Source organism: Stutzerimonas stutzeri (genome assembly GCF_013522825.1).
Taxonomy (GTDB): Bacteria; Pseudomonadota; Gammaproteobacteria; order Pseudomonadales; family Pseudomonadaceae; genus Stutzerimonas; species Stutzerimonas stutzeri_AK.
Genome location: NZ_JAAMQZ010000052.1, coordinates 1 through 26598, shown reverse-complemented (window position 1 = coordinate 26598; position 26598 = coordinate 1). Strand labels below are relative to the sequence as shown.

Here is a 26598-nt window from a genome sequence, read left to right as displayed (position 1 = left end):
ATTCCGGCGCTTGAAGGGGTTTCGGCGTATATTCTCTCGCTTCGAGAAGCTTGATGTGATGTTCATCGGATTCATCAACTTCGCGCTAATAGTTGACGGACTGAAGATGTGTTAACACGCCCTAATCTCCGCGGCGCCTCAGGTACCCCCCTGGCCTAGTGTCAGAGGGGTGAAACAGGGAAGCCGGTCCATTCTCACGAAGATTCCGGCGCTGCCCCCGCAACGGTAGGCGAGTCAAGAAACCGCAACGGCCACTGTGCTTCGCGCACGGGAAGGCGCGATTTCTGGATGCCGCAAGGCTCCGCTCGCAAGCCCGGAGACCGGCCTGTCGCATTTCACTGACAGTGCGGCGGGCGCTGGGTGGGTGCGTACCTTTGCGGTACTCCCTCCTTCCGAGTTCTTCCGTCTGTCTCCACCGACCTTTTGTCGTGCGGGTGGGTACGACGGAGAACCTTGATCAATGCGTAATTCCCTTTCCTTGGCCGTGGTGCTACTGGGCGCTCCTTCGTGTGTCCTGGCCAATCATGGCGATGCCTTGCTGCTGGGCCAGCAGGTGGTTACCGCCAGCCGGACCGGCCATTCGCCGGTGTCCATCGCTTCCAGCAGCCTCATCACCCGTGATGAGATCGAACGCCAGCAGGCCGGCAGCGTGCCGGAGCTGCTGCAGCGCCTGGCCGGGGTGAGCATCACCAGCAACGGCGGGCGCGGCAAGAACACCTCGGTGTCCATCCGCGGCACCAGCGACAAGCACGTACTGGTGCTGATCGATGGCGTCAGGATCGGTTCGGCCACCTCTGGCAGCGCCGCACTGCAGAACATTCCAATCGAACAAATTGAGCGTATCGAGGTCGTCCGTGGGCCGCGTTCCAGCCTGTACGGCTCGGAGGCGATGGGCGGGGTGATCCAGATCTTCACCCGCCGCGGCGCCGCCGATGGCTTCAAACCTTACTTCTCAGTGGGCGCTGGTTCGCGTTCAAGCTACAGCGGATCGGCTGGCGTGGCTGGAAACCACGGCAACGGCTGGTTCAACTTCGGGGTGGCCAGCGAGTCCACCGACGGCATCAATGCCCGCGCCTACCGCAGCACTGAGCCCAATGCCTTCGAACCGGATGCAGACGGCTACCGCGAACTGTCCGCCCAGCTGCGTGCCGGCTATCGCTTCGACAACGGTTTAGAGCTCGACGGTGGCTGGTTGCAGAGCGAAAATCACAGCGACGTCGATAGTCGTTCGAAGAGTGGTGTCACTGGCCGCAATGCCTACGGCGACGGCTCCCTACAGGCGCTCAGCGGCCGTGCGCGCTTCTCGCCGCTTGCTTTCTGGGATGTCATCCTGCAGGCGGGGCACAGCGAGGACCTGAGCGACAACTTTCAGGACGGCCGCTTCTATTCGCGTTTCGATACCCGCCGCGACAGTCTGAGCTGGCAGAACGACTTCAATTTCGGCGAGGCCCAGGTGCTGAGCCTCGGCGTGGATTACAAAAAGGACCGTGTCGACAGTAGCGACGCCTATGCTGAGGACGGCCGCTATAACAAGGGCTACTTCGTCCAGTACCAGGCCGCGTTTGGCCGTCACGGCGTGCAGGCCGGCCTGCGCCGCGACGATGATGAATTCTTCGGCGCGCACGACACCGGCAGCTTGGGCTACAGCTTCGACCTAAGCGACGCGTTGACGCTAACCGCCGCCTACGGCACTGCCTATCGCGCGCCGACCTTCAACGATCTTTATTACCCTCTTACAAACGGCATGGAGGGCAACCCGGACCTCCAGCCGGAAGAATCGGAAAGCTACGAGCTGGGTATCCGCGGCAGCCATGGCTGGGGCGAGTGGAGCGTCAATGCCTATGAGAACCAGATTGAAGATCTGATCGTCTGGGCGGGCAGCCGTCCCATGCGTCCGGAGAATGTCGACGTGGCGCGCATCCGTGGCATCGAGACCAGCGTCGCCACCGTGCTGGCCGGCTGGGATGTGAACGCCAATCTGACTTTCATGGACCCGCAGGACCGCAGCAAGGCCAACCACGGCCATCTGTTGCAACGCCGCGCCAAGCGCCAGTTCAACCTGGACCTGGATCGCCAGTTCGGCGCCATCGGCCTGGGCGCCTCGCTATACGCGGCCAGCGAGCGCTTCGACAAGGCTAGCAATCTGGAAAGCACCCGCATGCCTGGCTACGCCCTGGTAGATCTGCGCAGCGAGTACCGTTTCGACGAGGCTTGGCGTTTGCAGGTCAAGCTGGCGAACCTGTTCGACCGTGACTACGAAACCGCACAGACCTACGAACAACCCGGTCGCGCGGTGTATTTCACCGTGCGCTATCAGGCCCTGTAAACCGGCAATCCGGAGGAGAACACCATGCACGTCCTGTCCATGCGCGCCCAACTGGCAATCGGCGCCGCGCTGATCCTAATGATGGCCATGACCCGTGGCCAACACTTCGCCAGCGTCCAGAATCTGCCCAGCGCCAGCTGGTCGATCTTCTTCCTGGCCGGCTTCTACCTGCGTCCGCGCTGGGTATTCGCGCTGTTGTTCGCTCTGGCATCGGTGCTGGACTTCGGCTCCCTGGCCAGTGGCAGCATCAGCGACTGGTGCGTGTCGCCGGCCTACTGGGCGCTGGTGCCGGCCTACGGCAGCCTGTGGCTGGCGGGACGGCTGTTCGCCGGCTGGCAGCGCGACGACCTGCGCAGCCTGGCCGTGCTGGCAATGACACTGGTGGGTGCGGCTTTCGTGGCCTACCTGATATCCGGCGGAGCTTTCTATGCCTTCTCGGGGCGCTATCCGGAGCCGACGCTGGCCGGCTTCCTGGTGCGCATCGCCCAGTACGTCCCGCGTCACCTGGGCAATCTGGCGTTCTACGTCGGTACAGCCGTGGTGCTGCATGTCGGTATCGTCTCGGCGCTGCGCCTGATGCGCGCGCGGGAGGTGCACTGATGGGCGGGCGCGACGAGCGACACAAGATGCGCATACAACGTATTGGCTGACGGGAGGCCGCGATGAATAGCAGAAGTTGCCCAGCATTGCTGATCGCCGCGCCGGCCTCCGGTCAGGGCAAGACCACCGTCACCGCCGCCCTGGCACGCCTGCACACGCGGGCCGGGCGGCGCGTGCGGGTGTTCAAGTGCGGGCCGGATTTCCTCGACCCGATGATTCTCGCCCGCGCCAGTGGCCAGCCGGTCTATCAGCTTGACCTGTGGATGGTCGGTGAGGAAGAGTCGCGCCGGTTGCTCTGGCAAGCCGCTGGCGAGGCCGACTTGATCCTGATCGAAGGGGTGATGGGGCTGTTCGATGGCAATCCCAGCGCCGCCGATCTGGCGCGGCGTTTCGGCGTGCCGGTGCTGGCGGTGATCGATGGCTCGGCCATGGCGCAGACCTTCGGCGCCCTGGCCCATGGTCTGGCCAGCTTCCAGCCGGACCTGCCGTTCTCCGGCGTGCTGGCCAACCGGGCCGGCAGCGTGCGGCATGGCGAGATCCTGCGCGACAGCCTGCCGGAGGCGATCCGCTGGTACGGCGCGTTGCCGCGCAGCGCCAATATTGAACTGCCGAGCCGGCATCTGGGGCTGGTGCAGGCCGGCGAACTGGCCGATCTGGACGCACGCCTGGATGCCGCCGCCGATGCTCTGGCGGCCAGCGCCGATGTGGCGCTGCCGCCAGCGGTGAGCTTTGCCGCGCCGTTGTCGCGTACGCTCGAACCGCTGCTACAGGGCGTGCGCATTGGCGTGGCGTGCGATGCCGCCTTCGCCTTTCACTATCAGGCCAACCTCGACCTGCTGCGCCAGCTGGGTGCCGAGCTGCTGTTCTTCTCGCCGCTCGTCGACACGGCCTTGCCGCTGGTGGACAGCCTCTACCTGCCCGGCGGTTATCCCGAGTTGCATCTGTGCGCGCTGGCCGACAACCAGGGGATGGCCGAAGCGATCCGCACCCATCATGCCGCCGGCAAGCCGATCCTCGCCGAATGCGGCGGTATGCTCTATCTGCTCGAAGGCCTTACCGACAAGGCCGGAACATATGGCACCATGCTCGGCCTGCTGCCCGGCGAAGCGCGCCTGCAACCGCGTCTGACGGCGCTGGCGTTGCAGGAAGTGGCGCTGCCGGAAGGGCGGCTGCGTGGGCATACCTTCCACCACTCGGCGCTGGAAACACCGCTGACGCCGCTGACGCGGGGCGAATGCCCGAACTACCGGCGCACCGCCGAGGCGGTCTATCGCCAGGGGCGCCTGACGGCGTCCTATATCCATTTCTACTTGCCGTCTGATCCGACGGCAGCCGCGGAGTTGTTACGACCATGAGCGAACATGCGTTCGGTCCAGAGGAGCGTGCCGGCATCTATCGCGCCATTGCCGAACGTCGCGACATGCGTCATTTCAGCGGCGGCGAAGTGGCACCTGAACTGCTGGCACGCCTGCTGGAAGCCGCGCACCAGGCGCCCAGCGTCGGCCTGATGCAGCCCTGGCGCTTTATCCGTATTACCCGTAGTGAGTTGCGCACGGCCATTGCCGGGCTGGTCGAGCAGGAGCGCCTGCTGACTGCCGAAGCACTGGACGAGCGTGGCAGCGAGTTCATGCAGCTAAAGGTCGAAGGTATCGAAGAATGCGCCGAGCTGCTGGTGGTGGCGCTGATGGAGGGTCGCGAAGCGTACATATTCGGTCGGCGCACATTGCCGGAGATGGATCTCGCCTCGGCGGCCTGTGCGATCCAGAATCTCTGGCTGGCTGCGCGTGGCGAAGGGCTGGGCCTGGGCTGGGTATCGTTGTTCGACCCCCTGGCGCTGGCTGGACTCTTGCAGATGCCAATGGGCGCCACGCCCGTGGCGGTGATCTGCCTCGGCCCGGTCGACGAATTCTATCCGGCTCCGATGCTGGCGCTGGAAGGCTGGACCCAGCCACGGCCGTTGGAAGAGTTGCTGTTCATTGATCGCTGGGGGCATCACGAGTGAGCCTGGCACTGTCTTGCCTGGCCGGAGTCGGCCTGGATGCATGGCTGGGTGAGCTGCGACGCGGTCATCCGCTGGTGGCCTTCGGGCGGCTGGCGGATCGTCTGGAGCGGCATTTCAACGGCCCGGATGGGCGTGGCTGGCGCAGCCACGGCGTTACCGCCTGGTGCATTGCCGTGCTGCCGCTGACAGTGATGGCCTGGCTGCTCAGCCTGTTGCCGGGTATCGGCTGGCTGGTGGAGATCGCCTTACTGTATTGCGCCCTGGGACTGCGTAGCCTCGGCGAGCATCTGCTGCCGGTCGTGAGCGCCTTGCGTAGCGGAAATCTGCCCGAGGCGCGCCGGCGCGTCGGTTTTATCGTAAGCCGCGATACCTCCGGGCTGGACGAAGCGGGCGTGGCCCGCGCCGCCACCGAATCGGCGCTGGAAAACGGCAGCGATGCGGTGTTCGCCGCGCTGTTCTGGTTCGCGATTGCCGGTGCGCCGGGCGTAGTGTTCTATCGCCTGAGCAACACCCTCGATGCCATGTGGGGCTATCGCAATGAGCGCTTCGAGCGTTTCGGCTGGGCCGCTGCGCGCATCGATGACGTGCTCAACTTCATCCCTGCCCGGCTGGTGGCGCTGACCTACGCCGTGCTCGGCCAGACACGCAAGGCCTGGCGTTGCTGGCGCCTGCAGGCGCCACTCTGGGATAGCCCCAATGCGGGGCCGGTAATGGCTGCCGGGGCCGGAGCGCTGGGCGTGGCACTTGGTGGGTCGGCGATCTACCACGGCGAGCGGCACGAGCGGCCATCGCTGGGCGAGGGCGAAGCGCCACAAGCGCGTGATATCGAGCGGGCGCTGGATCTGGTCTGGGCTGGCGTCGGCCTCTGGTTGCTGCTGATTCTGCTGGGGAGCGGATTGTATGCTTGAACATGGCGGACGCTTGCGCGCGGCGGCGCATGACTTCGGCATCCCGTTGACGGATTGGCTCGATCTGTCCACCGGTATCGCGCCTTATGGATTCGACCTGCCAGTAATTCCGTTGAACGCCTGGAGTCGATTGCCGGAAGCCGAAGATGAGCTGAAGGCCGTCGCCCGCGGTTATTACGGTGTCTCTTCACTGCTACCGGTTGCCGGCTCGCAAGCGGCGATCCAGATGCTGCCCAGGCTGCGACGGCGGTTGCAGGTCGGCATCGTCTCGCCTTGTTACGCCGAGCATGCCGAGGCCTGGCGCCGCGAAGGGCATCGCACAAGTGCGTTCGGTGAGGGCAGCGTGCGGCGTGCGCTCGATCAAGTCGACGTGCTGGTGGTGGTCAATCCGAACAACCCCACAGGGCGCCTGCTGCCGCCCGCACAATTGCTCGACTGGCATGCACGACTGGCGGAGCGGGGCGGCTGGCTGGTGGTTGATGAAGCCTTTATCGATCCAACGCCTGAATACAGCCTGGCGCCATACACCCACCTGCCGGGGTTGATCGTGCTGCGTTCGTTCGGCAAGTTTTTCGCCATGGCCGGTGCCCGGCTGGGCTTTGTGCTGGCTGAAGGCGAGCTGTTACGGGCTTTGGGCGATGCCATGGGGCCCTGGCCCATCGCCGGGCCGTCAAGGTTCATCGGCACGGCTTTGCTCGCTGACCGTGCAGGGCAGGCCCGTCAGCGTGAACGTCTCCTGGCCGACGGCCAGCGACTGGCGGACCTGTTGACCGCTCATGGCTTGCCGTCTGCCGGTGGCTGCGCTCTGTTTCAATGGGTCTTGAGCGAAGAGGTCGACCCGTTGTACGAGTTTCTCGCCAGTCAGGGCATTCTCGTACGCCGTTTTCATGCTCCGCCGAGCCTGCGTTTCGGCCTGCCGGCAGACGAGCGAGACTGGAGCCGGCTGGCAAGCGCGCTGGTGCATTACAGGAAAAGGGTTTCATGAGTACCTTGATGGTCCAGGGCACCACCTCCGATGCGGGCAAGAGCACCCTGGTGACCGCGCTGTGCCGCTGGCTGGCGCGCCAGAACGTTGCGGTGGCGCCGTTCAAGCCACAAAACATGGCGCTCAACAGTGCGGTCACCGCTGACGGCGGCGAGATCGGACGGGCGCAGGCCGTGCAGGCCCAGGCCGCCAGGCTTGCGCCGCACACTGATATGAATCCGGTGTTGCTCAAGCCCAACAGCGATATCGGTGCGCAGGTGATCATTCATGGGCGGGCTGTCACCCAGATGGATGCCGCCGCTTATCACGATTACAAGCGTGTGGCGATGAATGCGGTACTGGAGTCCCATCGGCGCTTGAGCGCGGCGTATTCGGTGGTGATGGTCGAGGGCGCTGGCTCGCCCGCCGAGATCAATCTGCGCGCCAATGACATTGCCAATATGGGCTTTGCCGAAACGGTGGATTGCCCAGTCATTCTGATCGCCGATATCGACAAGGGCGGCGTTTTCGCCCATCTGGTCGGCACCCTGGCTCTGCTTTCGGACAGCGAGCAGGCGCGGGTGCGGGGCTTTGTGATCAACCGCTTTCGCGGCGATATCGCGCTGCTGCAACCGGGGCTGGACTGGCTGGAGCAACGCACCGGCAAGCCGGTGCTCGGCGTGTTGCCGTATCTGATGGATTTTCATCTGGAAGCTGAGGATGCCGTCGATGCGCGCCAGTCGGCCAAGGGCGAGCGAGCGCTGAAAGTCGTGGTGCCGGTTTTGCCGCGCATCAGCAACCACACCGACTTTGACCCGCTGCGCCTGCATCCGCAGGTCGATCTGCGTTTCGTCGGCCCCGGACAGCCCATCCCGAGCGCCGATCTGATCATTCTGCCTGGCTCGAAAAGCGTCCGCGCCGACCTTGCATGGCTGCGCGAGCAGGGCTGGGAGAGGGCCATCCAGCGTCATCTGCGCTATGGCGGCAAGGTGCTGGGCATCTGCGGCGGACTGCAGATGCTGGGTGAAGGTATTGACGACCCCCACGGGCTGGAAGGCGCGGCTGGCCATAGCGATGGGCTCGGTCTGCTGGCGCTGTCAACGCGACTGGAACGCGAAAAGCAGCTGCGCAACGTCTGTGGCCGCCTGATGATTGATGATGCGTACGTCAGTGGCTATGAGATTCATGCCGGGATCAGTCAGGGGTCGGCGCTCGGGCAAGCCGCTGTATGCCTCGACGATGGCCGCTGCGATGGCGCCATCAGCGAGGACAATCAGGTGCTGGGGACTTACCTGCACGGCCTGTTCGAGTCACCCGCCGCCTGTGAGGCACTGTTGCGTTGGGCCGGGCTCGATGACGTCGAAGCGGTCGATTACCACGCCCTGCGCGAGCGCGATATCGAACGCCTAGCCGACCTGGTCGAGACGCATCTGGATACCCGCCTGCTGCGGGAGCTGTGTGGTGTCTAGCCTTGTTCGCACCATTCATAGGGGGGCGTGCCCGCGAAACCGCTACGGCACCGGGTGCCATAGTTCGCGAGCATGGCTCGCTCCAGGATCCTGGAGATCAACATGCTTGAGCTGATTCTCGGCGGCGCGCGCTCAGGCAAGAGCCGCCTGGCCGAACGCCTCGCAATGGAAAGCGGGTTGCCCGTAACCTATATCGCCACGAGCCAGCCGCTGGACGCTGAAATGGCCGAACGCATCGCCCATCACCGCGCCCGCCGGCCCGTCGATTGGGCGCTGGTGGAAGAACCCCTGGTGCTGGCGCGAGTGCTGCGTGAACACGCGCGGGTCGATCACTGCCTGCTGGTCGATTGCCTGACGCTGTGGTTGACCAATCTGTTGATGCAGGACGATCCGGCGCACCTGGTCGAAGAGCGCGAGGCCTTGCTCGACTGCCTGGCGACACTGCCGGGGTACGTGCTGCTGGTGAGCAATGAAACCGGCCTTGGCGTGGTGCCGCTGGGTGAGCTGAGCCGACGCTATGTGGATGAGGCCGGCTGGTTGCACCAGGCCCTGGCCGAGCGCTGTCAGCGTGTGACCTTTGTCGTGGCGGGTTTGCCGATGGTGCTCAAAGCTGAGCCCATTTGAATGAATACAGCCTTGGCCAACAGGCGATTTCGGCGGCCTGCTGGAATGTGTTGTCGCCCTATGGTCTCGGGAGTAGCGTAAACCGCAATCTTGATCGGAGTCGTCGCCATGATAAGCGCTTGCTTGCTATATCCCTGGCTTTGATGCTGCTTTCGGGTCCGGTGTTTGCAGAGTCCTGCCCGACGCTGCTGCAGCACGAGCTGCCGAAGCTTCGCTCCAAAAAAACCTCGATCTGCGCCAACAGTTTCAGGGCAGGCACTGGTTGTGGTCAATAGCGAGCTTCTGTGGTCTCGCACCACGGTTCGAAGAGTGAAACGCTCTGTCAGCGTTACAAGGATGAGGGGCCGGTAGTACTTGGCGTGCCATCCGATGACTTCTTTCAGAAGTTCGATGACGCTACCGAAACGGCTCACGTCTGTTACGTGAATTACGGCGTAACCTTCCCCAGGGCGCAGCCTACGGATAACGTGACACCATCTCCTCGACCATGCGCGCCGATGCCCAGTCGGCGATGGCTAGACTGCACCGCCAGATAAGCCAGCGCACAGGCTTCAGGATCATCGATATATCGCAGGTATAGTGCGAAGCCGAGCCTGCGAGCTAGATTGGCAGCATCCAGCATCCAGCATCCAGCATCCAGCATCATGATCAGCTTGGGCTTGTCCGTCTGCGCACCGTCCATGCTGTCCAGATAGCGATGTATCTCGAAACCCAACGCTGCAGCAGCCGGCTTCGCCTGTGACGCGGAATTCGGGAGGCCAATCGGTGCGATGTTTGGTTGATTGCGATAGAGGCCACGAACCGCTACCCTGCGATCCATTCGATTAGGTGTCCCATCCGCATTCGCCGGGTGGGCTGAAACGGGAAGTCCGGTACGGCGGTGGAAGTTTCCACGCCAGAGTCCGGCGCAGCCCCCGCTGCTGTAGAGCCTGACGAAGCCGCGATATACCACTGGGCCTAAGCCTGGGAAGGTGCGGGCTTCGGATGACGGCCAGCCAGAAGACCGGCCTGATCGGCGAGAAGGTGTGTACCCCGGTGGGGGGGTGGCTGCCGTCGCTGTGGTTCGCGCTAGACGCGTGCCGTTCCCCAGTGCCGTCATTTTTGAGTTTGATGTGTTGCGCATCGAACCCCAGTCCCTCCTGGTTACCGCCTGTCATGTGGTGCGCGTACGCGTACCGTTCGCAGCGACTGAGGGAGTGTGGGCCGGTGATCGACGAGCAGAAGAAGCAAAACCACAACGAGCGTATGCAACGCAAGAAAGCAGTGGTGGACGCCGGCATTGAGCGGGCGCAGATCGAGCGCGGTGTGTTCGTGCTGATCACAGGCAACGGCAAGGGCAAGAGCACCTCGGCGTTCGGCACTCTTTATCGCGCACTTGGTTACGGTCATCGCGCCGGTGTGGTGCAGTTCATCAAGGGCACCCAGGCCTCCGGCGAGGTCACCTTCCTGCGCCAACACGCACCGCTGGTCGAATACCACGCCATGGCCACAGGTTTCACCTGGAACACCCAGAACTGGGATGATGACAAGGCCGCCGCCGACCAAGCCTGGGCGCAGGCCGAACGAATGCTCCAGGACCCCAACCTGAACCTGGTGGTTCTCGACGAGCTGACCTACATGCTCAAGTACAACTACCTCGACACATCCGGCGTGCTCGAAGCCATCCGCGCGCGGCCGAGCCACCAGCACTTGATCGTCACGGGGCGTGCGGCCAAGCCGGAACTGATTGAGCTGGCTGACACAGTCAGCGAGGTCCGTGACGTCAAGCACGTCTTCAACGTCGGCGTGAAAGCCCAGGCCGGCCTCGACTTTTAATGCGCCGCGCTCTATTTCTTGCCCTGCTGGCAAGCTTGCCTGCGGCGGCCACCGATCTGCCTCGGGTGGTCTCAACCAATGTGTGTGCGGACCAGCTCGCTCTGCGCCTAGCCGCGCCGACGCAGCTGCTTTCGGTGTCGGCGCAGAGTCAGGATGCGCGTCTGTCGTCGATGTCCGGGTTGGCCAGGCGCTACCCGGCCAACCATGCCAGCGCCGAGGAAATCATCGCCCTGCACCCGGACCTGGTCCTCGCTTCGCGGCGCTGGTTGGCGCACAACCGCGCCGAGTTGCTGCGCAGGCACGGTATCGAGGTGCTGGTGGTGCCGTTTCCGACAAGCTGGGCGGAGATCTTCGCCAGTACTCGGTTGGTCGCAGCGAGTCTCGGCCGCGAGGCAGAAGGCGAGGCTCTGCTCGCCGAGGTACAGACCCGCCTGAGTCGCCTCAAGGCCCATCCACGACCGTTGCGCGCGCTGTATCTGCGTCCCAACGGTGGCAGCGCCGGACGTAACACCTATGTCGATACCGTCTTCCAATCAGTTGGCTTGACTAACCACCAGGCGGAGTTGGGCCGTGTCGGTTGGGGCCGTTTCGATCTCGAAACGCTGGTAGTCAGCCCTCCGGACCTGTTCGTCAGTGCCGATATGCCGATCGACCAAGGCTATGCCAAGTCCGCCTATGCCCGTCATCCCCGAGTGCAACAGTTGATCGCCACGCGCCCAGTACTGCAAATAGCGGGCAATCGATGGGGCTGCAGCGACTGGCAGTTGATCGACAGCGCCGAGCAGCTGGCCGCGCAGGTCGACGGTCTGGCTCTGGCCGAACAGGGACGCCCATGAGTCGCTTGAATGCTCTGCTGGTGCTGATCCTGCTGGCTCTGGTGCTGTTCTCTCTGGGTATCGGCGCAGTGCCGCTTAGCCTTGATGAGGTCATCGTAGCGCTTTTGCAGCCGGCAACCGGCGGAGTCGAGCTCAGGGACCCCGTGGTGCAGCAGCGAATCATCGTTAATGAGATTCGCCTGCCGCGTGTGCTTTTGGCGATTCTGGTAGGTGCCTCGCTAGGAGCTGCGGGCGCCGCACTGCAGGGTTTGCTGCGTAATCCACTGGCCGAACCGGGGCTGCTCGGTGTCAGTTCGAGCGCCAGTCTCGGTGCGGTGCTGTGCCTCTACTATGGCTTTGCGACGTTGACTCCCTGGCTGCTGCCGGCCGCAGCGATGGGTTGCGCGGCGCTTGCGACCCTGACGCTGTATGCCATCACTCGGCGGCGGGCCAGCAATTTGACGCTGATTCTGGCCGGCATCGCGCTGTCGTCGCTGGCGGCTGCGCTCACTTCGCTGGCCATCAATCTCGCCCCCAACCCCACCGACATGCAGGATATTGTGCTGTGGCTGATGGGCTCGCTGAGTGACCGCAGTTTTGCCGACGTGCGCCTGTGCCTGCCGTTCATCCTCATCGGCCTCGTGTTACTACTCACCAGCGGCCGCGCGCTTGATGCGCTGACCCTTGGCGAAGACGAAGCTGCCAGCCTCGGCGTCAATCTTGCCCGCTTGCGCCTGCAAATTGTCGTGGGTACTGCGCTATGCGTCGGCGCCAGCGTGGCGGTTACCGGCGCCATCGGTTTCATCGGCCTGGTGGTGCCGCATCTGCTGCGCCGCTGGGTCGACTATCACCCAGCTCGCCTGCTGGGGAGTAGCGCCCTGGGCGGTGCGGCTCTGCTGCTTGCTGCCGACATCGTCCTGCGCCTGGTCAGCGGTGCACAGGAATTGATGCTGGGCGTGGTCACTGCCTTGATCGGCGCGCCGTTCTTCCTTGTTCTGGTTCTGCGCCAGCGGAGGGCCGCGACATGAGCGTGCTGGAGCTGCAAGGGCTTGGCGTCGAATTGCACGGACGCCTGCTGCTTGATGATATTCATTTGTGCCTGCAGCCAGGCGAAATGCTCGGCCTGATCGGCCCTAACGGTGCTGGCAAGAGCACTTTACTCAAGGCCATCGCCCACCTACTGCCGTATCAGGGCGAAATACATCTCGACGGCCTATCGCTGGCCCGCCTGGCGCCGCGAGAGCGGGCGCTGCGGCTGGCCTATCTGGGGCAGGGTGACGTAAGCGGATGGCCGTTACGCCTGCGTGATTACGTGGCTCTCGGCCGGCTGCCGCATCGACGCAGTGCAGCGGACGAGCCTGCCGTCGACACCTCCATTACGCGCATGCGCCTGGAAGGGTTGATTGGGCGGCGCTTCGACCAGTTATCCGGCGGTGAACGCGCCCGGGCCCGTCTGGCCCGCGCCTTGGCGGTTGGCAGCCCGCTGCTGCTGGCCGACGAGCCTGTGGCCGCGCTCGATCCGTACCATCAACTCAACGTCATGCAGTTGCTGCGTGAGCAGTGCGCCGAGGGTCGTAGCGTGGTGGTGGTGCTCCATGATCTGACCCTGGCCAGCCGTTTCTGCGACCGTCTGCTGCTCCTCGATCAGGGCCGCCTCGTGGCCTGTGGCAGCGCGCGCCAGGTGCTCACTCCCAAACATCTACAGCAGGTTTATCGCGTGCAGGCGGTGCTTGGTGAGCATCAGCTGGAGCCATTTGTACTGCCTTGGACTTGCCGGCACCCGGAGGAACAACCATGACCACCACCCTGGTGCTCTGTGAAACCTGCGGCTACGACGCCGCACAGCCCGACGCCGTGCGTCCGGGCGAGTGCTTGGCCAGCGAAGTGGAGGCATTGCTCCAGGTCGACGACGACTTGGTGATCCGCCGCACCCGCTGCCTGATGGCTTGCCAACGGCATTGCGCCGCTCTGCTACGCGCCCCCGGCAAGATTGCCTACGTGCTCGGCGACTTCCGCCCCGGCAGCGAATCGGCAGAGGCACTGCTCGACTATGCCCGCCATTACCAGCTTTCCGTCACCGGCCAGGTGCCTTTCCGTGACTGGCCGGCTGGCATCAAGGGCAAGTTCATCGCCCGCATTCCTGTTCTCGACGACTGAAAACCCTGGAGTTCCAAATGACCGCCAAGATCCCCGTCACCATCGTCACCGGCTTCCTCGGCAGCGGCAAGACCACGCTGCTGCGTCATATCCTCGAGAACGCCAATGGCCGGCGCATCGCGGTGATTGTCAACGAGTTCGGCGAGCTGGGCATCGACGGCGAAATCCTCCGCGGTTGCGGCATCGGCTGCGACGAGGAGGGCGCGGAGCAGGCCGGACAGCTCTACGAGCTGTCCAACGGCTGCCTGTGCTGCACCGTACAGGAAGAGTTCTACCCGGTGATGCGCGAGCTGATCGAGCGCCGCGGCGAACTCGACCACATTCTCATCGAAACCAGCGGCCTGGCCCTGCCCAAGCCGCTGGTGCAGGCCTTCCACTGGCCGGAGATCAAGAACGCCTGCACCGTCGACGCGGTGGTGACCCTGGTTGACGTGCCGGCTACCGCTGCCGGCCAGTTCGCTGCCAATCCGCAGGCGGTCGATGAACAGCGACGCGCCGACCCTAATCTGGATCACGAATCGCCCCTGCACGAACTCTTCGAGGATCAGCTTCTGGCCGCCGACCTGGTGGTGCTGAACAAGGTCGAACTGGTCGATGCGGCGGCCCTGGCTGCAGTCGAGGCGCTGGTGCGCGAGGAACTGCCGGCGCAGGTCAAGGTGGTCGCCAGCGATCGCGGCCGTTTGGCCCTGGACGTTCTGCTCGGCCTGGGCAGCGCCTCGGAGGAATCCATTCACCTGCGCGAAAGCCATCACGACCACGGTGATGACGAACACGAGCATGACCACGATCAATTCGACTCGGTAGTGATCAAGCTGTCGGTGGTCGATCGTGAGCGCTTGCTCGCAGCGCTACAGGCATTGGTTGAACATCACGGCATTTTCCGTGTGAAGGGTTTCGTTGCCTTGGCAAACAAGCCGATGCGCCTGGTGGTGCAGGGAGTCGGCCAGCGCTTCGATGCCTATTTCGATCGCCGCTGGGGTGAAGGTGAGACGCCGAGCACGTACCTGGTGCTGATCGGCCAGGCGCTGGACGCCGAGGTGCTGCGCGCCGCCCTGCTCGGCGCGGAGGTGTAAGCCATGCATATGCTCTCGGCGCTGCCGGGCGGCTACGTCGACGAGAGCGGCGCAACCATCACTCGTCTCGAACAGGACCCGGCGGAGATCGTCATCCTCAGCGCTGCCGATACGACGCTGGCGCTGCTGGCGGCGGCCTGCCCGCAGGATCACTATCCCAGCGTGAGGCTGGCGAACCTGCTGCACCTGCGCCAGCCGGCGTCCATCGACTTGTACGTCGATGAGGTGCTGCAGCACGCGCGACTGATTGTCGTCGACCACCTGGGCGGCGAAAGCTATTGGCCCTACGGGACCGAGCAACTGGTTGCCTTGTGTCGACGCAAGAATATCGCCTTGGCGATGTTCTCCGGCGACATGACTGAGGACCACAACCTCACCGCGCTGAGTACTGTTGCGCCGGATGACTGCCATCAGCTGTGGCGTTACCTGCGCGAAGGCGGAGCGGCCAATGCGCGGCAGCTATACCGCTACCTCGGCGTACGGTTTTTCAACCTCGACCTGGACGTCCAGCCTCCGCGTGCGCTGCCGCCGGTGGCAGTATTTCACCCGCAATGTGACAACGCCTCGGTCGATAGCTGGCGGCAGCGCTGGACGCCAGGCGCGCCGTGCGTGGTGTTGCTGTTCTATCGTGCGCATCTGCAGGCGGGCAACACCCGTGTGTTCGCCGAGTTGTGTGAGGGGCTGCTGGAGCGCGGCCTTAACCCGCTACCGATCGCCCTGCTGTCGCTGAAGGACGGCTTGTGCCTGGCGACCCTGCGCACGCTCTGCGCTGAGCAGCAGGTGGCGCTAATTCTCAACACCACGGCGTTCGCCCAGTCCTCGATGGATGATCCGGGCGACCACGCGCTGGCCGGCGATATCCCGGTGCTGCAGGTGATGCTCTCCGGCGGTAACGAGGCCGGCTGGCGTGCCGATCCGCACGGCTTGCAGCCGCGCGACATGGCCATGCTGGTGGCGCTGCCGGAGGTGGACGGGCGCATCATCAGCCGCGCGATCAGCTTCAAGGGCTTCGGGCAGCGTAGCGTGTTGACCCAGAGCGATGTGGTGGAATATCAGGGGTTGCCGGATCGCATCGCCTTCGTCTGCGAGCTGGCGCAGCGCTGGTGTCGGCTGCGCAGTCTGGCCAACGCCGACAAGCGCGTAGCGCTGATTCTCGCTAACTACCCGACCCGCGAGGGCCGCCTGGGCAATGGCGTTGGCCTCGACACACCGGCTTCGGTGATCGGTATCCTTCAACACTTGCGTGACGAGGGCTACGGCGTCGCGGACATTCCCGTCGATGGCGACGCGCTGATGCAGATGCTCAAGCAGGGCGTGACCAACGATCCTGAACAGTGGGCGTTGCGTCCGGCACGGCAGAGTTTGGCGCTGGCCGATTACCAGGCGTTCTTCGCCGGTCTGCCGGAGGCCAATCGCGCTGCCATCGTTGCCCGCTGGGGGGTGCCGGAGACCGATCCAATGCTGCGCCAGGGCCGCTTCATGATTGCCGGTCTGCGCCTCGGCCAAGTGTTTGTCGGCATCCAGCCGGCACGCGGCTACCAGCTCGATGCGATGGCCAACTATCACGACCCTGACCTGGTCCCGCCCCACCACTATCTGGCCTTCTATCTATGGCTGCGGCAGAGCTGGGCCAGCGACGCCATCGTGCATGTTGGCAAGCACGGCAATCTCGAGTGGTTGCCGGGCAAGAGTGTGGCGCTCAGTGAAGAGTGCTGGCCGGAGCTGGTCTTCGGTGCGCTGCCGCATCTCTATCCGTTCATCGTCAACGATCCAGGCGAAGGCAGCCAAGCCAAGCGCCGCGCCCAGGCGGTGATCATCGATCACCTGATGCCGCCGCTGACCCGTGCCGAAAGCTACGGGCCGACCCGGGACCTGGAGCGGCTGATCGACGAATTTTACGAGGCACTGACCCTAGATCCGCGCCGTGCCGCACTGCTGCGCAAGCAGGTGCTGGCCCTGATCGTCGAACACAATCTCCACTCCGATCTCGGCCTGACTGCGCCGCGCAGCGAAGAAGAAGAGCAACTGCTGCTCAACCGTACCGATAACTACTTGTGCGAGCTGAAAGAAAGCCAGATCCGCGACGGCCTGCATATCTTCGGTCAGTCTCCACAGGATCGTCTGCTGCGCGACACCTTGCTAGCGCTGGCCCGGCATGGAATCGGCGACGGTCAGGGGCGCAACGCCAGCCTGGTACGCGCATTGGCGCGCGACCTGTTGCCGGAAGCCGCTTTCGACCCGCTCGTCGGGGACTGGAGCCAGCCCTGGCAGGGCGCCCAGCCAGCAGCGCTACTGGCGGTCAGCGAGCAGCCTTGGCGTACCCACGGCGACACCCGAGAGCGCATCGAACTGCTTGCTCTGCAATTGCTGGAGGTGCCCAACCCCGAGCTTGCGGCAGGAATGGGTAAGAGCGAATGTGTTCGTGACAAGGACGACTTAGACGCGTCCGACTATCTGAACACTAACGAATTTGCTTCTGCAGCTGGCGAGGGGTGGGCGCAAACCCGCGCTGTGCTCCAGCGCGTCGAGGACGATCTGCGCCCGCGCCTGCTGGCGTGCGGCGAGCAGGAACTGTACCAATTGTGCCGTGGCCTGGCGGGCCGTTTCGTGCCGCCGGGGCCAAGTGGCGCGCCGTCACGTGGGCGTCCGGACGTATTGCCAACTGGACGGAATTTCTTCTCGGTCGACACACGGATGATCCCCACGCCGACCGCCTGGGCGCTTGGCGAAAAGTCTGCTGCGTTGCTCATCGAGCGTTTCGTTCAAGACAATGGCGACTACCCGCGCAGCCTTGGCCTGTCAGTGTGGGGCACGGCGACCATGCGCACGGGCGGTGACGACATCGCCCAGGCCTTCGCGCTGATCGGCGTGCGCCCGCAGTGGGCGGAAGGCAGTTGGCGGGTCACCGATTTCGAGGTACTGCCAGCCAGGCGTATGGACCGTCCGCGAGTAGACGTGACCCTGCGCGTTTCCGGCTTCTTCCGCGACGCCTTCGCTAACATCATGCAGATGTTCGATGCTGCGGTGCAGAAGGTTGCCGAACTGGACGAGCCGGAGGAACTCAACCCGATCCGCGCACGCATCCTTCGCGAGGCTGCCGAACTACAGGCGCAGGGGCTGCCGGTCGAGATCGCGCGGCGGCAGGCCGGCTTCCGCGTCTTCGGCGCCAAGCCCGGCGCCTACGGCGCCGGCTTGCAGGGCCTGATCGACTCGCGCGACTGGCAGGGCGATGCCGACTTGGCCCGCGCCTACCTCAACTGGGGCGGCTATGCCTACGGCCAGCAGGTCTACGGCGAGGCGCAGCGCGAGCGCTTCGCCCAGCGTCTCGGCGAGCTGCAAGCGGTGGTGCAGAACCAGGACAACCGCGAGCACGACCTGCTCGATTCCGACGACTACTACCAGTTCCAGGGCGGCATGACAGCGGCAGTGCGCCATCTGAGTGGTGTTCAGCCGGCGATCCTGTTCGGCGACCACAGCGATCCGCTGGCGCCACGCATCCGCACCCTGGATGAGGAAGTCAGTCGGGTCATGCGTGCGCGGGTGACCAACCCGAAGTGGATCGACGGGGTCAAGCGTCACGGCTACAAGGGCGCCTTCGAGATGGCCGCCACCGTCGACTATCTGTTCGCCTATGACGCCACCACTGGTGTGGTGCGCGACGACCAGTACGCCAGCCTCACCGACGCCTATCTCAACGATCCGGCGACCTGCGAATTCCTCCGCCAGCACAACCCCGACGCCCTACTGGAGATTGGTGAGCGCCTGTTGGAAGCCATCCAGCGTGGCCTGTGGGCCGAGCCTGGCGACTACCGCGAGCAGATCGAAGAGCATCTGCTGGCTGCCGAGCAGCATCTGGAAGAATCATCATGAGCTCACGTCCGCAATACCCATTCAGTGCCTTGCACGGTCAACCGCAACTGCAGTTGGCGCTACTGTTGGCCGCCATCGACCCCCATATCGGCGGCGTACTGATCGAGGGGCCGCGCGGCACTGCCAAGTCTACCAGCGCCCGCGCGCTGGCCGAGTTGCTGCCGGGCCAGCGCTTCGTCGACCTGCCTCTGGGCGCCAGCGAAGAGCAACTGGTCGGCTCGCTGGATATCCAGGCCGCGCTACAGAACGCCGAGGTGGTTTTCAAACCTGGCCTGCTGGCGCGCGCCGACGGCGGCGTGCTGTACGTCGACGAGGTCAACCTGCTGGCTGACGCGCTGGTGGATCTGCTGCTCGATGTCTGCGCCAGCGGGGTCAACCGCATCGAGCGCGACGGCATCTCCCACCAGCACGAGGCACGTATTGCCCTGGTCGGCACCATGAACCCGGAGGAGGGCGAACTGCGCCCGCAGCTACTCGACCGCTTTGGTCTGTTCGTGCGCCTCGGTGCGCAGATAAACCCCGCCAGTCGCGAGGCCATCGTGCGCAGTCGCTTGGCCTTCGACCGCGACCCGCACAGTTTCGTCGAGCGCCAGCGGGAGGCTCAGCAGGCGCTGATCGGCCGCTTGGAGCAGGCCCGCGCACGCGTCGGCAGGCTGGATTTCAGCGACGCTCTGCACCGGCAGGTCAGCAGCCTGTGCCATGCCGCAGGGGTGGAAGGCGTACGCGCCGACCTGGTGCTGCTGCGCGCTGCCGCTGCCCATGCCGCCTGGCTGAGGCAGGAACAGATCAGCGACAGCGACGTTGAGGCGGTGGTCGAACTTGTCCTCGCACACCGGCGCAAGGCGCCGCCCGCTGAGACCGAAGGCAGTGCTCAGCAGGAGCAGCAACAGGGGCAGCAGCAATCTCCGCAGGATTCAGCGGATAGCTGGGGAGCGCTGCCACCGCAGGCAGTGCCTACCCTGGCGTTGAGCGGGGCGAGGCCGCTACCGAAAAAAAAGCCCTGAGCCCAGGCGCCTCGCTCGGCCCGCACGCACACCGCGGTGGTCGACAGGGGCGCAGTCGGGCCGCCGGACATATGCCGGGCAGCACCATCCACTGGCCGCGCACGCTGTTGAGCAAGGCTGGCGCCGCGCTGCGTCTTGAGCACCTGCGGTTCCGGCCGCGCGCCGATCAGAGCGCTGTGCTGCATTGCTTGCTGCTGGATTGCTCCGGCTCGATGCTCAAGCGACGCAACCTGGCGTTGGCCAAAGGTCTGCTGCTGCACTGGACCCGCCAGATTTACCGGCAGCGTGGTGAGCTGATGGTGATCGGTTTCGCTGGCGGCCAGGCGCGCCTGCTGCAAGCGCCGCATAAGGCGGTGGCGTTCAACGAGGCCTGGATTGGCGCCATTCGCGGCGGTGGGGGCACGCCGCTACCTGCCGGTGTGGCGCTCGCAGAGCAGGTTCTGGGTCAAGTCCGGCGACGCGCGCCTGGTCTCAAGATCGGCCTGTGGCTCATCAGTGATGGACGCTTCAGCCAATTGCCAGCACGTCCGGCACATGTCGACTTTTGTGTGGTGGTGGATTTTGAGAGCGGACCGCTGCCAATCGGGCGGGGCGAGCACCTGGCCCGTCTCTGGGACGCCGAGCACGTACGCGCAGCAGAGCTGCTGGGCCAATTCTAATGCGTGCAAATAAGCGTGCCGCCGGCCCGTTCGGGACGGTGGAGCGCGCGTTGATGACTCCCTCCAGCTGGCTCGCGTTCCCTGGCCAGGTCTGGGTGCCATTGACTGGTTGGCCCTTCGATGTTCAGATGCGCGCCAGTTTCAGGTGTCCCATGCCGCTGCGTATGGGATGAAACGGGAAGCCGGTTCGTCACGGAACGTGATCAATCCGGCGCTGCCCCCGCAACGGTATGCGAGAGAAGTATTCGATACACCACTGTGCCATGGCATGGGAAGGTGAGTACTTTAAGACCCTCGCGAGCCCGGAGACCGGCCTGAAAATCCTCGTTTGGCAAACCCGCGGTGGGCGGGCGCAGGCCGGTTTCCGTGGGCTTTTCGCCTGCGACTCCCATGCGTTGTTCCCTCCGGGATTCATACATTCCTGCTTGAGTGGAACGATATGTCCCGCAATTCCCTGTTCGATGCCCTGCCGGGCAAAATTTTACGCGTATGTCTGGCGCCTTGCGTGCTACTGACTGCGTCCGTGCATGCTGATAACGATCATGTTTTGGCGCTGCCGTCCGAGGCCATTGTCGGTGTTGCCGAGAATTCGCCTCAACCTGACCTGCATACGCCGACAACCTCCGGTTCTCGCCTGGGACTGAGTGCGCTGCAGACACCGGCGAGCACGACCAGTCTCAGTGGTGAGCAGGTGCGAGGCCGCAACAACCGTACGGTGCAGGATGCGGTAACCCGCACACCGGGCATTACCACCATGGGTACGCCGGGGGATGGTGGCACAGCGCTGTCGGCCCGTGGCTTCGCTGGTCATGCGTCGACGATGCAGCTATATGACGGAACCCGGCAGTACATCGGAGCAGGCACCGTGACGTTCCCTGTCGATACCTGGTCATTGGATCGTCTCGATGTGCTGCGTGGGCCTGCGTCGGTTCTCTATGGAGAGGGTGCTACCGGAGCCGTGATCAACGTAGTGCCGAAGAAACCTTTCAATGGCCAGATCCGCAATCACCTGCGCCTCGGCTATGGCAGCGACGACCGCCGCCAGACCGCGCTGGATAGCGGTGGCTCGCTGAGCGACACGCTGAGCTATCGGCTGACCCTGAACCAGCAGGCCAGCAACGGCTGGGTCGACCGTGGCGACTCCAAGAGCCTGGCGATCAGTGCGGCGCTGCGCTGGGACGTTAGCGATGACCTTAGCTTCACCCTGTCCCACGACAATGGCGATCAGGATCCCACGCGCTACTTCGGTACGCCGCTGGTTGATGGCAAGTATCGCGAGAGCCTGCGCGAGCACAATTACAACGTCGACAACGCCGAGATTCGCTACAACGACCAGATCACCCGGCTGGTGACCGACTGGCATGTCAGCGACGTGCTCACGGCAAGCAATCAGCTCTACTACATCAAGACTCAGCGCTACTGGCGCAATGCTGAGTCCTATGACTGGCAGCCCGGCGATCTGATCGACCGCAGCAGCTTTTACGAGATCAAGCACACCCAGGAGCAGGTCGGTGTCCGCCAGGCCTTTACTCTGGAACACCCGCTGTTCGGCCTGGATAGCCGTACTGTGGTGGGCGTGGATTACAACCGTATTCGTTTCGCCCGCCAGCATGATTTCGGTAGCAGCTTCAGCGACACCGTCCCGCTAGGCGGATCCAGTAGTGGTCAGTATCAGAGCAACGATCCGCTGGGTTACGGGCCGCGCGAGCGCAATCTGGCCCGGCAGTTTTCGCTGTTTGCCGAGAACCGCACGCAGCTCACCGAGCGCTTGTCGCTGGTCACCGGTGTTCGACGTGATCAGGTGCATATCCAGCGTGACGACTTGGCCACGGGTATCAGCGTCGACCGCAGTCTGAGTGGTGACAACTGGCGCGCCGGTCTGGTCTTCGAGCTGACGCCCGAGCTGTCGCTGTATGGCCAGTACGCCACCAGCACCGAAGGCGTAAACAACCTGCTGACCTTGAGTCCGACTCAGCAGCAGTTCGAGCTGAGCGAGACCAGACAGACCGAGTTCGGTATCAAGCACGCGTTTCTGGACGGGCGCGGCGAGTGGACGTTGGCGGCCTATCACATCGTCAAGGAGAAGCTGCTAAGCCGTTCTACACCTGCAGCGCCAACCGAACAGATCGGCCAGCAGTCTTCCGATGGCCTGGAAGCGACACTGGAATTGGCACTGGGGGCGGGTTGGCAGGTCTCGGCCAATGCCGCGATCGTGCGTGCCGAGTACGATGATTTTGTCGAGGCCGGCGGTGATCGCAGTGGCAACCGTCCGACTAACGTGCCACGTCGAGTCGCCAACCTGTGGTTGAGCAAAGTACTGAGCCAGCAAGTCGAGGCTGGTATTGGTGCTCGCTATGTCGACAGCCGCTACGCCAATACGGCCAACACCGTGGAGGTTCCGAGTTATACGCTGGTCGATGCCAACATCGACTGGCAGGTACTGCCGGAAGTGCGCCTGGGGCTGGAGCTGAATAACCTGTTCGACCGTCAGTACGCAACGACCGCCAGCAGCGATGGCGGCCAGTGGTATCTCGGCGAGCCACGTTCCTTTTTCGTTACGGCTGATTACAGCTTCTAAGCACCAGCGCAGCGGCTAATGCGCCGGTGCGCTCAAGAAGAGGCGAGTATGTCGAGTTTGAACATCGAGTCATTGGCTTGGGCCATCGATACCCGGCGTAGTGAGCCACGTTTGCTATTGCAGGACATCGACCTGCACGTAAGCGATGGCGAGTTCGTTGGGCTTATCGGTCCCAACGGCAGCGGTAAAACCAGCCTGTTGCGTTGCGCCTATCGTTCGAGCGAGCCGGCAAGCGGTCGGCTGCTGCTCGATGGTGAGGATCTATGGCGGCAAACGCCGCGCTGGAGTGCGCGGCGTATCGCTGTGGTACTGCAAGAGTTTCCGCAGGAGTTCGGCCTCTGCGTGAGCGACGTGGTCGCCATGGGCCGTACGCCGCATCAGGGTTTGTTCGATAGCAACAGCCGCGAGGATCGACTGCTGATCGCCGAGGCGCTGGAACAGGTCGGGATGAGTGCCTATGCGCAGCTTACCTTTGCCAACTTGTCCGGTGGTGAGAAGCAGCGGGTGTTGTTGGCCCGTGCGCTGGTGCAGCAGCCGGGGCTGCTGATTCTTGACGAACCCACCAACCACCTCGACCCGCGGTACCAGCTCGAGCTGTTGCAGCACTTGCGCAGCCTCGGCCTGAGTACCCTGGCGAGCTTCCATGACCTGAACCTGGCGGCTGCCTTCTGTGACCGTCTGTATGTCATCAGAGAAGGAGCCATTGTGACCAGCGGTACGCCCGTCGAAGTGCTTACCGCCGAGCTGTTGCAGTGGGTCTTCGGCGTACCGGCGCTGGTCGATGAGCATCCTCTGCATGGCTATCCGCGCATAACCTGGATCACTCAATCATGAACATTCGCTGTCTACTCGGTCTGCTGCCAATCCTCTGCATACTGCCGGTCATGGCGAGCGACTATCCGCTGACCCTGCGCAGCTGTGACCGCGACGTGACCTTCGACAGGGCGCCCCAGCGAGTGGTCGTCCACGACGTCAACATGACGGGCATGCTGGTCAGGCTTGGCCTGCGCGAGCGCATGGTCGGGTACACCGGCTTCGACAGTGTTAAGCATCGTGATTCATGGATAGATGAAGCACTGGCCGATGTGCCGCAACTGGCCAGTCGTTATCCCTCCATCGAAACGTTGCTGGAGGTCGATGCTGACCTGTTCTTCGCTGGCTGGAGCTATGGCATGCGCGTTGGCGGCCCTGTAACGCCGACGACTCTGTCTCCGTTCGGCATCCCGGTCTACGAACTCACCGAGTCCTGTTCGCGGATCATGACGCAGCCCCGGGCAAGCCTGGATGATTTGTACGGTGATCTGCTCAACCTGGGGAAGATCTTTTCCGTTGAGAGTCGAGCCCAAGCGCTGGTAGGAGAGTTGCGTGAGCGCATCGATGCCGTACGTACTGCCGTGCAACACGCCAGCGATATACCTCAGGTATTCCTCTACGACAGCGGCGAAGACAGGCCCACTACGTCCGGGCGGTTAGGGATGCCTCAGGCGCTCATCGAGGCTGCTGGCGGGGACAATGTGATGGGCGATGTGTCCGCCAGTTGGACGCAGGTCAACTGGGAGAGTGTGGTCGAACGAGATCCCGAGGTGATCGTGATCGTCGATTACGGCCCGCGCACCTGGCAGCAGAAGCGTGATTTCCTGATGCGCCATCCGGCCTTGCAGGCTGTCCGGGCGATCCGCGATCAACGTTTCATCGTACTCACCTACATGGAAGTCACGCCGTCGGTGGAGAATGCGCTGGCCGTCGAGAAAGTCGCCGCCGGCCTGTATCCACAACTGTTCAACGGGGTATCTCGCTAATGCCGATACGCAGTGCAGCCGGCTATCGTCTACTGATCATCGGCTTGCTTATCGCCTTGTTGTTGTCTTGCGTGATCGCCCTGGGCTTCGGCCCCGCTGCTGTGCCATTGGACAATGTCTGGAGGATTCTGGGCATGCAACTGGGCTTCGAACTGGAGGGGGAGTGGAGCAGGAGCCACGAACATATCGTCTGGCTCATCCGTGCGCCGCGTATATTGCTTGGTGTATTGGTTGGCGGAGGGCTTGCCCTGGTCGGCACGGCACTGCAGGCGGTGACCCGTAATCCGCTGGCCGACCCGCATCTGTTGGGTGTCAGCTCGGGCGCAGCGCTGGGCGCCGTGCTAGTGGTGCTTTATCTGGGAGAGTTTCTCGGTGTGTTCAGCCTGCCATTGGCAGCTTTCATCGGTGCAGCCGGTAGCATGCTGTTGGTGCTTGCCGTCGCCCGACGCGGTGGTCGCCTGGACAGTGACCGGTTGCTTCTGGCCGGTGTCGCGGTGTCGTTCGTGCTGATGGCGCTGGTCAACCTGCTGCTGTACACCGGCGATCACCATGCGGCTGCGTCGGTGGTGTTCTGGATGCTTGGCGGGCTGGGCTCGGCACGTTGGGACGTTATTTGGCTGCCGGCCATCTGTGTACTGCTCGGGTTCAGCGCATTGCTGACGATGGCACGCGGATTGAACGCGTTGATGAGTGGCGAACAGACGGCGGTGAGCCTTGGTTTCAACGGCAAATGGCTGCGCTTGCAGGTATTCGTCTGCACCTCGTTGCTGACCGGTGTATTGGTGTCGCTGTCCGGCGCCATCGGCTTCGTCGGTCTGATGGTGCCGCACATGGCCCGTGCGCTGGTCGGTGCCGAGCACCGCCGGCTGATCCCAATCAGCGCATTGCTTGGCGGGCTGTTCCTGGTCTGGGTGGACGTGGTGGCGCGCACCATGATCGCCCCTGAAGATCTGCCTATCGGGATCGCCACGGCGGCACTGGGCGGATTGTTCTTCATTCTGCTTTTGAAGCGGCGCGCATGAAGCTGTCGATCTAAATCAGTGATCGTCTGGCTGATGACGGTCTTCGGTGTCGGTCTGCTCCTCGGTAATTCCATCTGCCGGGCGCTACTCTGAAGTCGCTGCTTTACAACACGCGATCAGGACAAGCACTCGTTGATGGGGAGCCAACTGATGCTCGACGATACATGCCAGCTGCGGCCCAGATAAGCTATTCGGGCGAAGGGCGGCGGCAATCATGAGCCTGATCCAGTCGGCGCGCATGAATGGGCATGATCCGTATGCCTATCTCAAGGATGTGCTCACACGACTGCCGACGCAGAAGGCCAGCGCTCTGGTCGAGCTGCTGCCGCACAACTGGGTATCCGCCGGCAAGGTGTAATGCCCGTTCGCTTACGGTGAGGTCGCAGGCGAGCAGCTTGCTATCGATTGACAGGTCAAAAAAGAGCCAAGTCCCTGGGTTTTCTCTGCAAGCTGGAGTCTGACGCGGACAGCTCAGATATCCCTGATCCGGAGCGGGGCTTTCTGACCAACGAGCTTTCTCTTGTTCCAAGGTTCGTGGCTAATGGCGGCTGTCGCTTTCATGGCTTGTCCTCCTCGGTGACGAAGTACAAGCATGGTGCCGGCGGGGGAAGAGACGCTATCCGGCCCAGAGTGTGTAAAAACGCTTCGTCAAAATTGAAGTGCGCGCGTCTACGTGAAATCTGAAATTTTTCGGCACCTCAGCAGATGTGGATTTCGCCCAGATGCGCGATTTCCAGTCCGGTTTTGAGTACCTGTCGCGCTCGAAAACGTTTTTACACAGCCTCGGTGCGGATTCCACGGTCATCTGGCCACCCATTCCATGAGCATCTGACCACCGATTCCACGCTGATCCGGCCACCCATTCCACGCGCATCCGGCCACTGATTCCACGGCCATCCGGCCACTCAACCGG

The 26598-nt window shown here is 63.6% G+C and carries 22 protein-coding genes, 4 pseudogenes and 3 riboswitches; of the genes and pseudogenes, 23 read left to right on the top strand and 3 right to left on the bottom strand.

From position 1 onward, the window contains the following. From G7020_RS21815 to cobU, 9 genes and pseudogenes are all read left to right on the top strand, one after another. Window positions 1–115: pseudogene (locus tag G7020_RS21815) on the top strand (IS5/IS1182 family transposase); the annotation flags it as partial. Between the two features lie 8 nt (window positions 116–123). Further along, window positions 124–343, top strand: a riboswitch (cobalamin riboswitch). A gap of 117 nt (window positions 344–460) precedes the next feature. After that, window positions 461–2326, top strand: coding sequence for a TonB-dependent vitamin B12 receptor (gene btuB, locus G7020_RS21810; RefSeq protein ID WP_181087033.1), 1866 nt, complete (start codon window positions 461–463; stop codon window positions 2324–2326). A gap of 24 nt (window positions 2327–2350) precedes the next feature. After that, on the top strand, window positions 2351–2926 hold the full coding sequence (locus G7020_RS21805) for a hypothetical protein (RefSeq protein ID WP_181087032.1): 576 nt from the start codon (window positions 2351–2353) through the stop codon (window positions 2924–2926). Between the two features lie 62 nt (window positions 2927–2988). Continuing rightward, window positions 2989–4281 carry a cobyrinate a,c-diamide synthase gene (locus tag G7020_RS21800; RefSeq protein WP_181087031.1) on the top strand — a complete coding sequence of 431 codons (1293 nt, stop codon included), beginning with the start codon at window positions 2989–2991 and terminating at the stop codon, window positions 4279–4281. After that, window positions 4278–4928, top strand: a complete 651-nt coding sequence (gene bluB, locus G7020_RS21795) for a 5,6-dimethylbenzimidazole synthase (protein WP_181087030.1) — start codon at window positions 4278–4280, stop codon at window positions 4926–4928. The genes G7020_RS21800 and bluB overlap by 4 nt, the downstream gene beginning before the upstream one ends. Next, on the top strand, window positions 4925–5836 hold the full coding sequence (gene cbiB, locus G7020_RS21790; RefSeq protein ID WP_181087029.1) for an adenosylcobinamide-phosphate synthase CbiB: 912 nt from the start codon (window positions 4925–4927) through the stop codon (window positions 5834–5836). The genes bluB and cbiB overlap by 4 nt, the downstream gene beginning before the upstream one ends. Continuing rightward, entirely contained in the window at window positions 5829–6821 is a 993-nt protein-coding gene (gene cobD / locus G7020_RS21785) for a threonine-phosphate decarboxylase CobD (protein ID WP_181087028.1), read from the top strand. The genes cbiB and cobD overlap by 8 nt, the downstream gene beginning before the upstream one ends. Continuing rightward, complete coding sequence (locus G7020_RS21780; RefSeq protein WP_181087027.1) at window positions 6818–8269, top strand: cobyric acid synthase; 1452 nt, start codon at window positions 6818–6820, stop codon at window positions 8267–8269. Before cobD ends, G7020_RS21780 begins: the two co-directional genes overlap by 4 nt. Before the next feature lie 102 nt (window positions 8270–8371). Next, on the top strand, window positions 8372–8893 hold the full coding sequence (gene cobU / locus G7020_RS21775; protein ID WP_181087026.1) for a bifunctional adenosylcobinamide kinase/adenosylcobinamide-phosphate guanylyltransferase: 522 nt from the start codon (window positions 8372–8374) through the stop codon (window positions 8891–8893). Between the two features lie 459 nt (window positions 8894–9352). On the opposite strand, the pseudogene G7020_RS21770 reads toward cobU, so the two are convergent. Then, window positions 9353–9608: pseudogene (locus G7020_RS21770) on the bottom strand (GNAT family N-acetyltransferase); the annotation flags it as partial. A gap of 94 nt (window positions 9609–9702) precedes the next feature. Then, window positions 9703–9919: riboswitch (cobalamin riboswitch) on the top strand. 129 nt (window positions 9920–10048) lie between these two features. On the opposite strand from G7020_RS21770, the gene cobO reads away from it, so the two are divergent. From cobO to G7020_RS21700, 14 genes and pseudogenes are all read left to right on the top strand, one after another. Then, window positions 10049–10708, top strand: a complete 660-nt coding sequence (cobO, locus tag G7020_RS21765; RefSeq protein WP_219852799.1) for a cob(I)yrinic acid a,c-diamide adenosyltransferase — start codon at window positions 10049–10051, stop codon at window positions 10706–10708. After that, the gene (locus tag G7020_RS21760; protein ID WP_181087025.1) at window positions 10708–11544 is read left to right on the top strand and encodes an ABC transporter substrate-binding protein; all 837 of its coding nucleotides are present in this window, start codon (window positions 10708–10710) and stop codon (window positions 11542–11544) included. Before cobO ends, G7020_RS21760 begins: the two co-directional genes overlap by 1 nt. Next, window positions 11541–12551, top strand: a complete 1011-nt coding sequence (locus G7020_RS21755; protein WP_181087024.1) for a FecCD family ABC transporter permease — start codon at window positions 11541–11543, stop codon at window positions 12549–12551. The genes G7020_RS21760 and G7020_RS21755 overlap by 4 nt, the downstream gene beginning before the upstream one ends. After that, window positions 12548–13321, top strand: coding sequence for an ABC transporter ATP-binding protein (locus G7020_RS21750; RefSeq protein ID WP_181087023.1), 774 nt, complete (start codon window positions 12548–12550; stop codon window positions 13319–13321). Before G7020_RS21755 ends, G7020_RS21750 begins: the two co-directional genes overlap by 4 nt. Further along, window positions 13318–13680, top strand: coding sequence for a DUF1636 family protein (locus G7020_RS21745; protein WP_181087022.1), 363 nt, complete (start codon window positions 13318–13320; stop codon window positions 13678–13680). Before G7020_RS21750 ends, G7020_RS21745 begins: the two co-directional genes overlap by 4 nt. Before the next feature lie 17 nt (window positions 13681–13697). Beyond that, window positions 13698–14753, top strand: a complete 1056-nt coding sequence (cobW, locus tag G7020_RS21740) for a cobalamin biosynthesis protein CobW (protein WP_181087021.1) — start codon at window positions 13698–13700, stop codon at window positions 14751–14753. Between the two features lie 3 nt (window positions 14754–14756). Then, a complete protein-coding gene (cobN, locus tag G7020_RS21735) occupies window positions 14757–18623 on the top strand; it encodes a cobaltochelatase subunit CobN (protein ID WP_181087020.1) in 3867 nt (1288 codons plus the stop codon). After that, window positions 18620–19627, top strand: a complete 1008-nt coding sequence (locus G7020_RS21730) for an AAA family ATPase (RefSeq protein WP_181087019.1) — start codon at window positions 18620–18622, stop codon at window positions 19625–19627. Before cobN ends, G7020_RS21730 begins: the two co-directional genes overlap by 4 nt. A gap of 71 nt (window positions 19628–19698) precedes the next feature. Further along, window positions 19699–20286, top strand: a complete 588-nt coding sequence (locus tag G7020_RS21725; protein ID WP_219852798.1) for a vWA domain-containing protein — start codon at window positions 19699–19701, stop codon at window positions 20284–20286. A 126-nt stretch (window positions 20287–20412) separates the two neighbouring features. Beyond that, window positions 20413–20618: riboswitch (cobalamin riboswitch) on the top strand. Between the two features lie 107 nt (window positions 20619–20725). Then, the gene (locus G7020_RS21720) at window positions 20726–22864 is read left to right on the top strand and encodes a TonB-dependent receptor (protein ID WP_181087018.1); all 2139 of its coding nucleotides are present in this window, start codon (window positions 20726–20728) and stop codon (window positions 22862–22864) included. A gap of 48 nt (window positions 22865–22912) precedes the next feature. Beyond that, window positions 22913–23698 carry an ABC transporter ATP-binding protein gene (locus G7020_RS21715; protein ID WP_181087017.1) on the top strand — a complete coding sequence of 262 codons (786 nt, stop codon included), beginning with the start codon at window positions 22913–22915 and terminating at the stop codon, window positions 23696–23698. Beyond that, window positions 23695–24663 (top strand): ABC transporter substrate-binding protein, encoded by a 969-nt coding sequence (locus G7020_RS21710; protein WP_181087016.1) that lies wholly within the window; start codon window positions 23695–23697, stop codon window positions 24661–24663. The genes G7020_RS21715 and G7020_RS21710 overlap by 4 nt, the downstream gene beginning before the upstream one ends. Beyond that, entirely contained in the window at window positions 24663–25685 is a 1023-nt protein-coding gene (locus tag G7020_RS21705) for a FecCD family ABC transporter permease (protein WP_181087015.1), read from the top strand. Before G7020_RS21710 ends, G7020_RS21705 begins: the two co-directional genes overlap by 1 nt. A 193-nt stretch (window positions 25686–25878) precedes the next feature. Continuing rightward, window positions 25879–26043, top strand: a pseudogene (locus G7020_RS21700) (transposase domain-containing protein); the annotation flags it as partial. Between the two features lie 15 nt (window positions 26044–26058). On the opposite strand, the pseudogene G7020_RS24190 reads toward G7020_RS21700, so the two are convergent. Both G7020_RS24190 and G7020_RS23925 read right to left on the bottom strand, forming a co-directional pair. Further along, window positions 26059–26246, bottom strand: a pseudogene (locus G7020_RS24190) (integrase); the annotation flags it as partial. Window positions 26247–26301: 55 nt separating this feature from the next. Then, window positions 26302–26598: hypothetical protein (locus G7020_RS23925; RefSeq protein ID WP_219852797.1), on the bottom strand; the 297-nt coding region annotated here is incomplete at its 5' end.

Bases quoted from the DNA above. Each gene is read 5' to 3' on its own strand.
- G7020_RS21705 (WP_181087015.1), top strand. From the start codon at position 24,663: ATGCCGATACGCAGTGCAGCCGGCTATCGTCTACTGATCATCGGCTTG.
- bluB (WP_181087030.1), top strand. From the start codon at position 4,278: ATGAGCGAACATGCGTTCGGTCCAGAGGAGCGTGCCGGCATCTATCGC.
- cobD (WP_181087028.1), top strand. From the start codon at position 5,829: ATGCTTGAACATGGCGGACGCTTGCGCGCGGCGGCGCATGACTTCGGC.
- G7020_RS21745 (WP_181087022.1), top strand. From the start codon at position 13,318: ATGACCACCACCCTGGTGCTCTGTGAAACCTGCGGCTACGACGCCGCA.
- G7020_RS21715 (WP_181087017.1), top strand. From the start codon at position 22,913: ATGTCGAGTTTGAACATCGAGTCATTGGCTTGGGCCATCGATACCCGG.
- btuB (WP_181087033.1), top strand. From the start codon at position 461: ATGCGTAATTCCCTTTCCTTGGCCGTGGTGCTACTGGGCGCTCCTTCG.
- cobO (WP_219852799.1), top strand. From the start codon at position 10,049: ATGTGGTGCGCGTACGCGTACCGTTCGCAGCGACTGAGGGAGTGTGGG.
- G7020_RS21760 (WP_181087025.1), top strand. From the start codon at position 10,708: ATGCGCCGCGCTCTATTTCTTGCCCTGCTGGCAAGCTTGCCTGCGGCG.
- G7020_RS21730 (WP_181087019.1), top strand. From the start codon at position 18,620: ATGAGCTCACGTCCGCAATACCCATTCAGTGCCTTGCACGGTCAACCG.
- G7020_RS21755 (WP_181087024.1), top strand. From the start codon at position 11,541: ATGAGTCGCTTGAATGCTCTGCTGGTGCTGATCCTGCTGGCTCTGGTG.
- G7020_RS21710 (WP_181087016.1), top strand. From the start codon at position 23,695: ATGAACATTCGCTGTCTACTCGGTCTGCTGCCAATCCTCTGCATACTG.
- G7020_RS21800 (WP_181087031.1), top strand. From the start codon at position 2,989: ATGAATAGCAGAAGTTGCCCAGCATTGCTGATCGCCGCGCCGGCCTCC.
- G7020_RS21750 (WP_181087023.1), top strand. From the start codon at position 12,548: ATGAGCGTGCTGGAGCTGCAAGGGCTTGGCGTCGAATTGCACGGACGC.
- cobN (WP_181087020.1), top strand. From the start codon at position 14,757: ATGCATATGCTCTCGGCGCTGCCGGGCGGCTACGTCGACGAGAGCGGC.
- G7020_RS21720 (WP_181087018.1), top strand. From the start codon at position 20,726: ATGTCCCGCAATTCCCTGTTCGATGCCCTGCCGGGCAAAATTTTACGC.
- G7020_RS21725 (WP_219852798.1), top strand. From the start codon at position 19,699: ATGCCGGGCAGCACCATCCACTGGCCGCGCACGCTGTTGAGCAAGGCT.
- G7020_RS21805 (WP_181087032.1), top strand. From the start codon at position 2,351: ATGCACGTCCTGTCCATGCGCGCCCAACTGGCAATCGGCGCCGCGCTG.
- cobU (WP_181087026.1), top strand. From the start codon at position 8,372: ATGCTTGAGCTGATTCTCGGCGGCGCGCGCTCAGGCAAGAGCCGCCTG.
- G7020_RS21780 (WP_181087027.1), top strand. From the start codon at position 6,818: ATGAGTACCTTGATGGTCCAGGGCACCACCTCCGATGCGGGCAAGAGC.
- cobW (WP_181087021.1), top strand. From the start codon at position 13,698: ATGACCGCCAAGATCCCCGTCACCATCGTCACCGGCTTCCTCGGCAGC.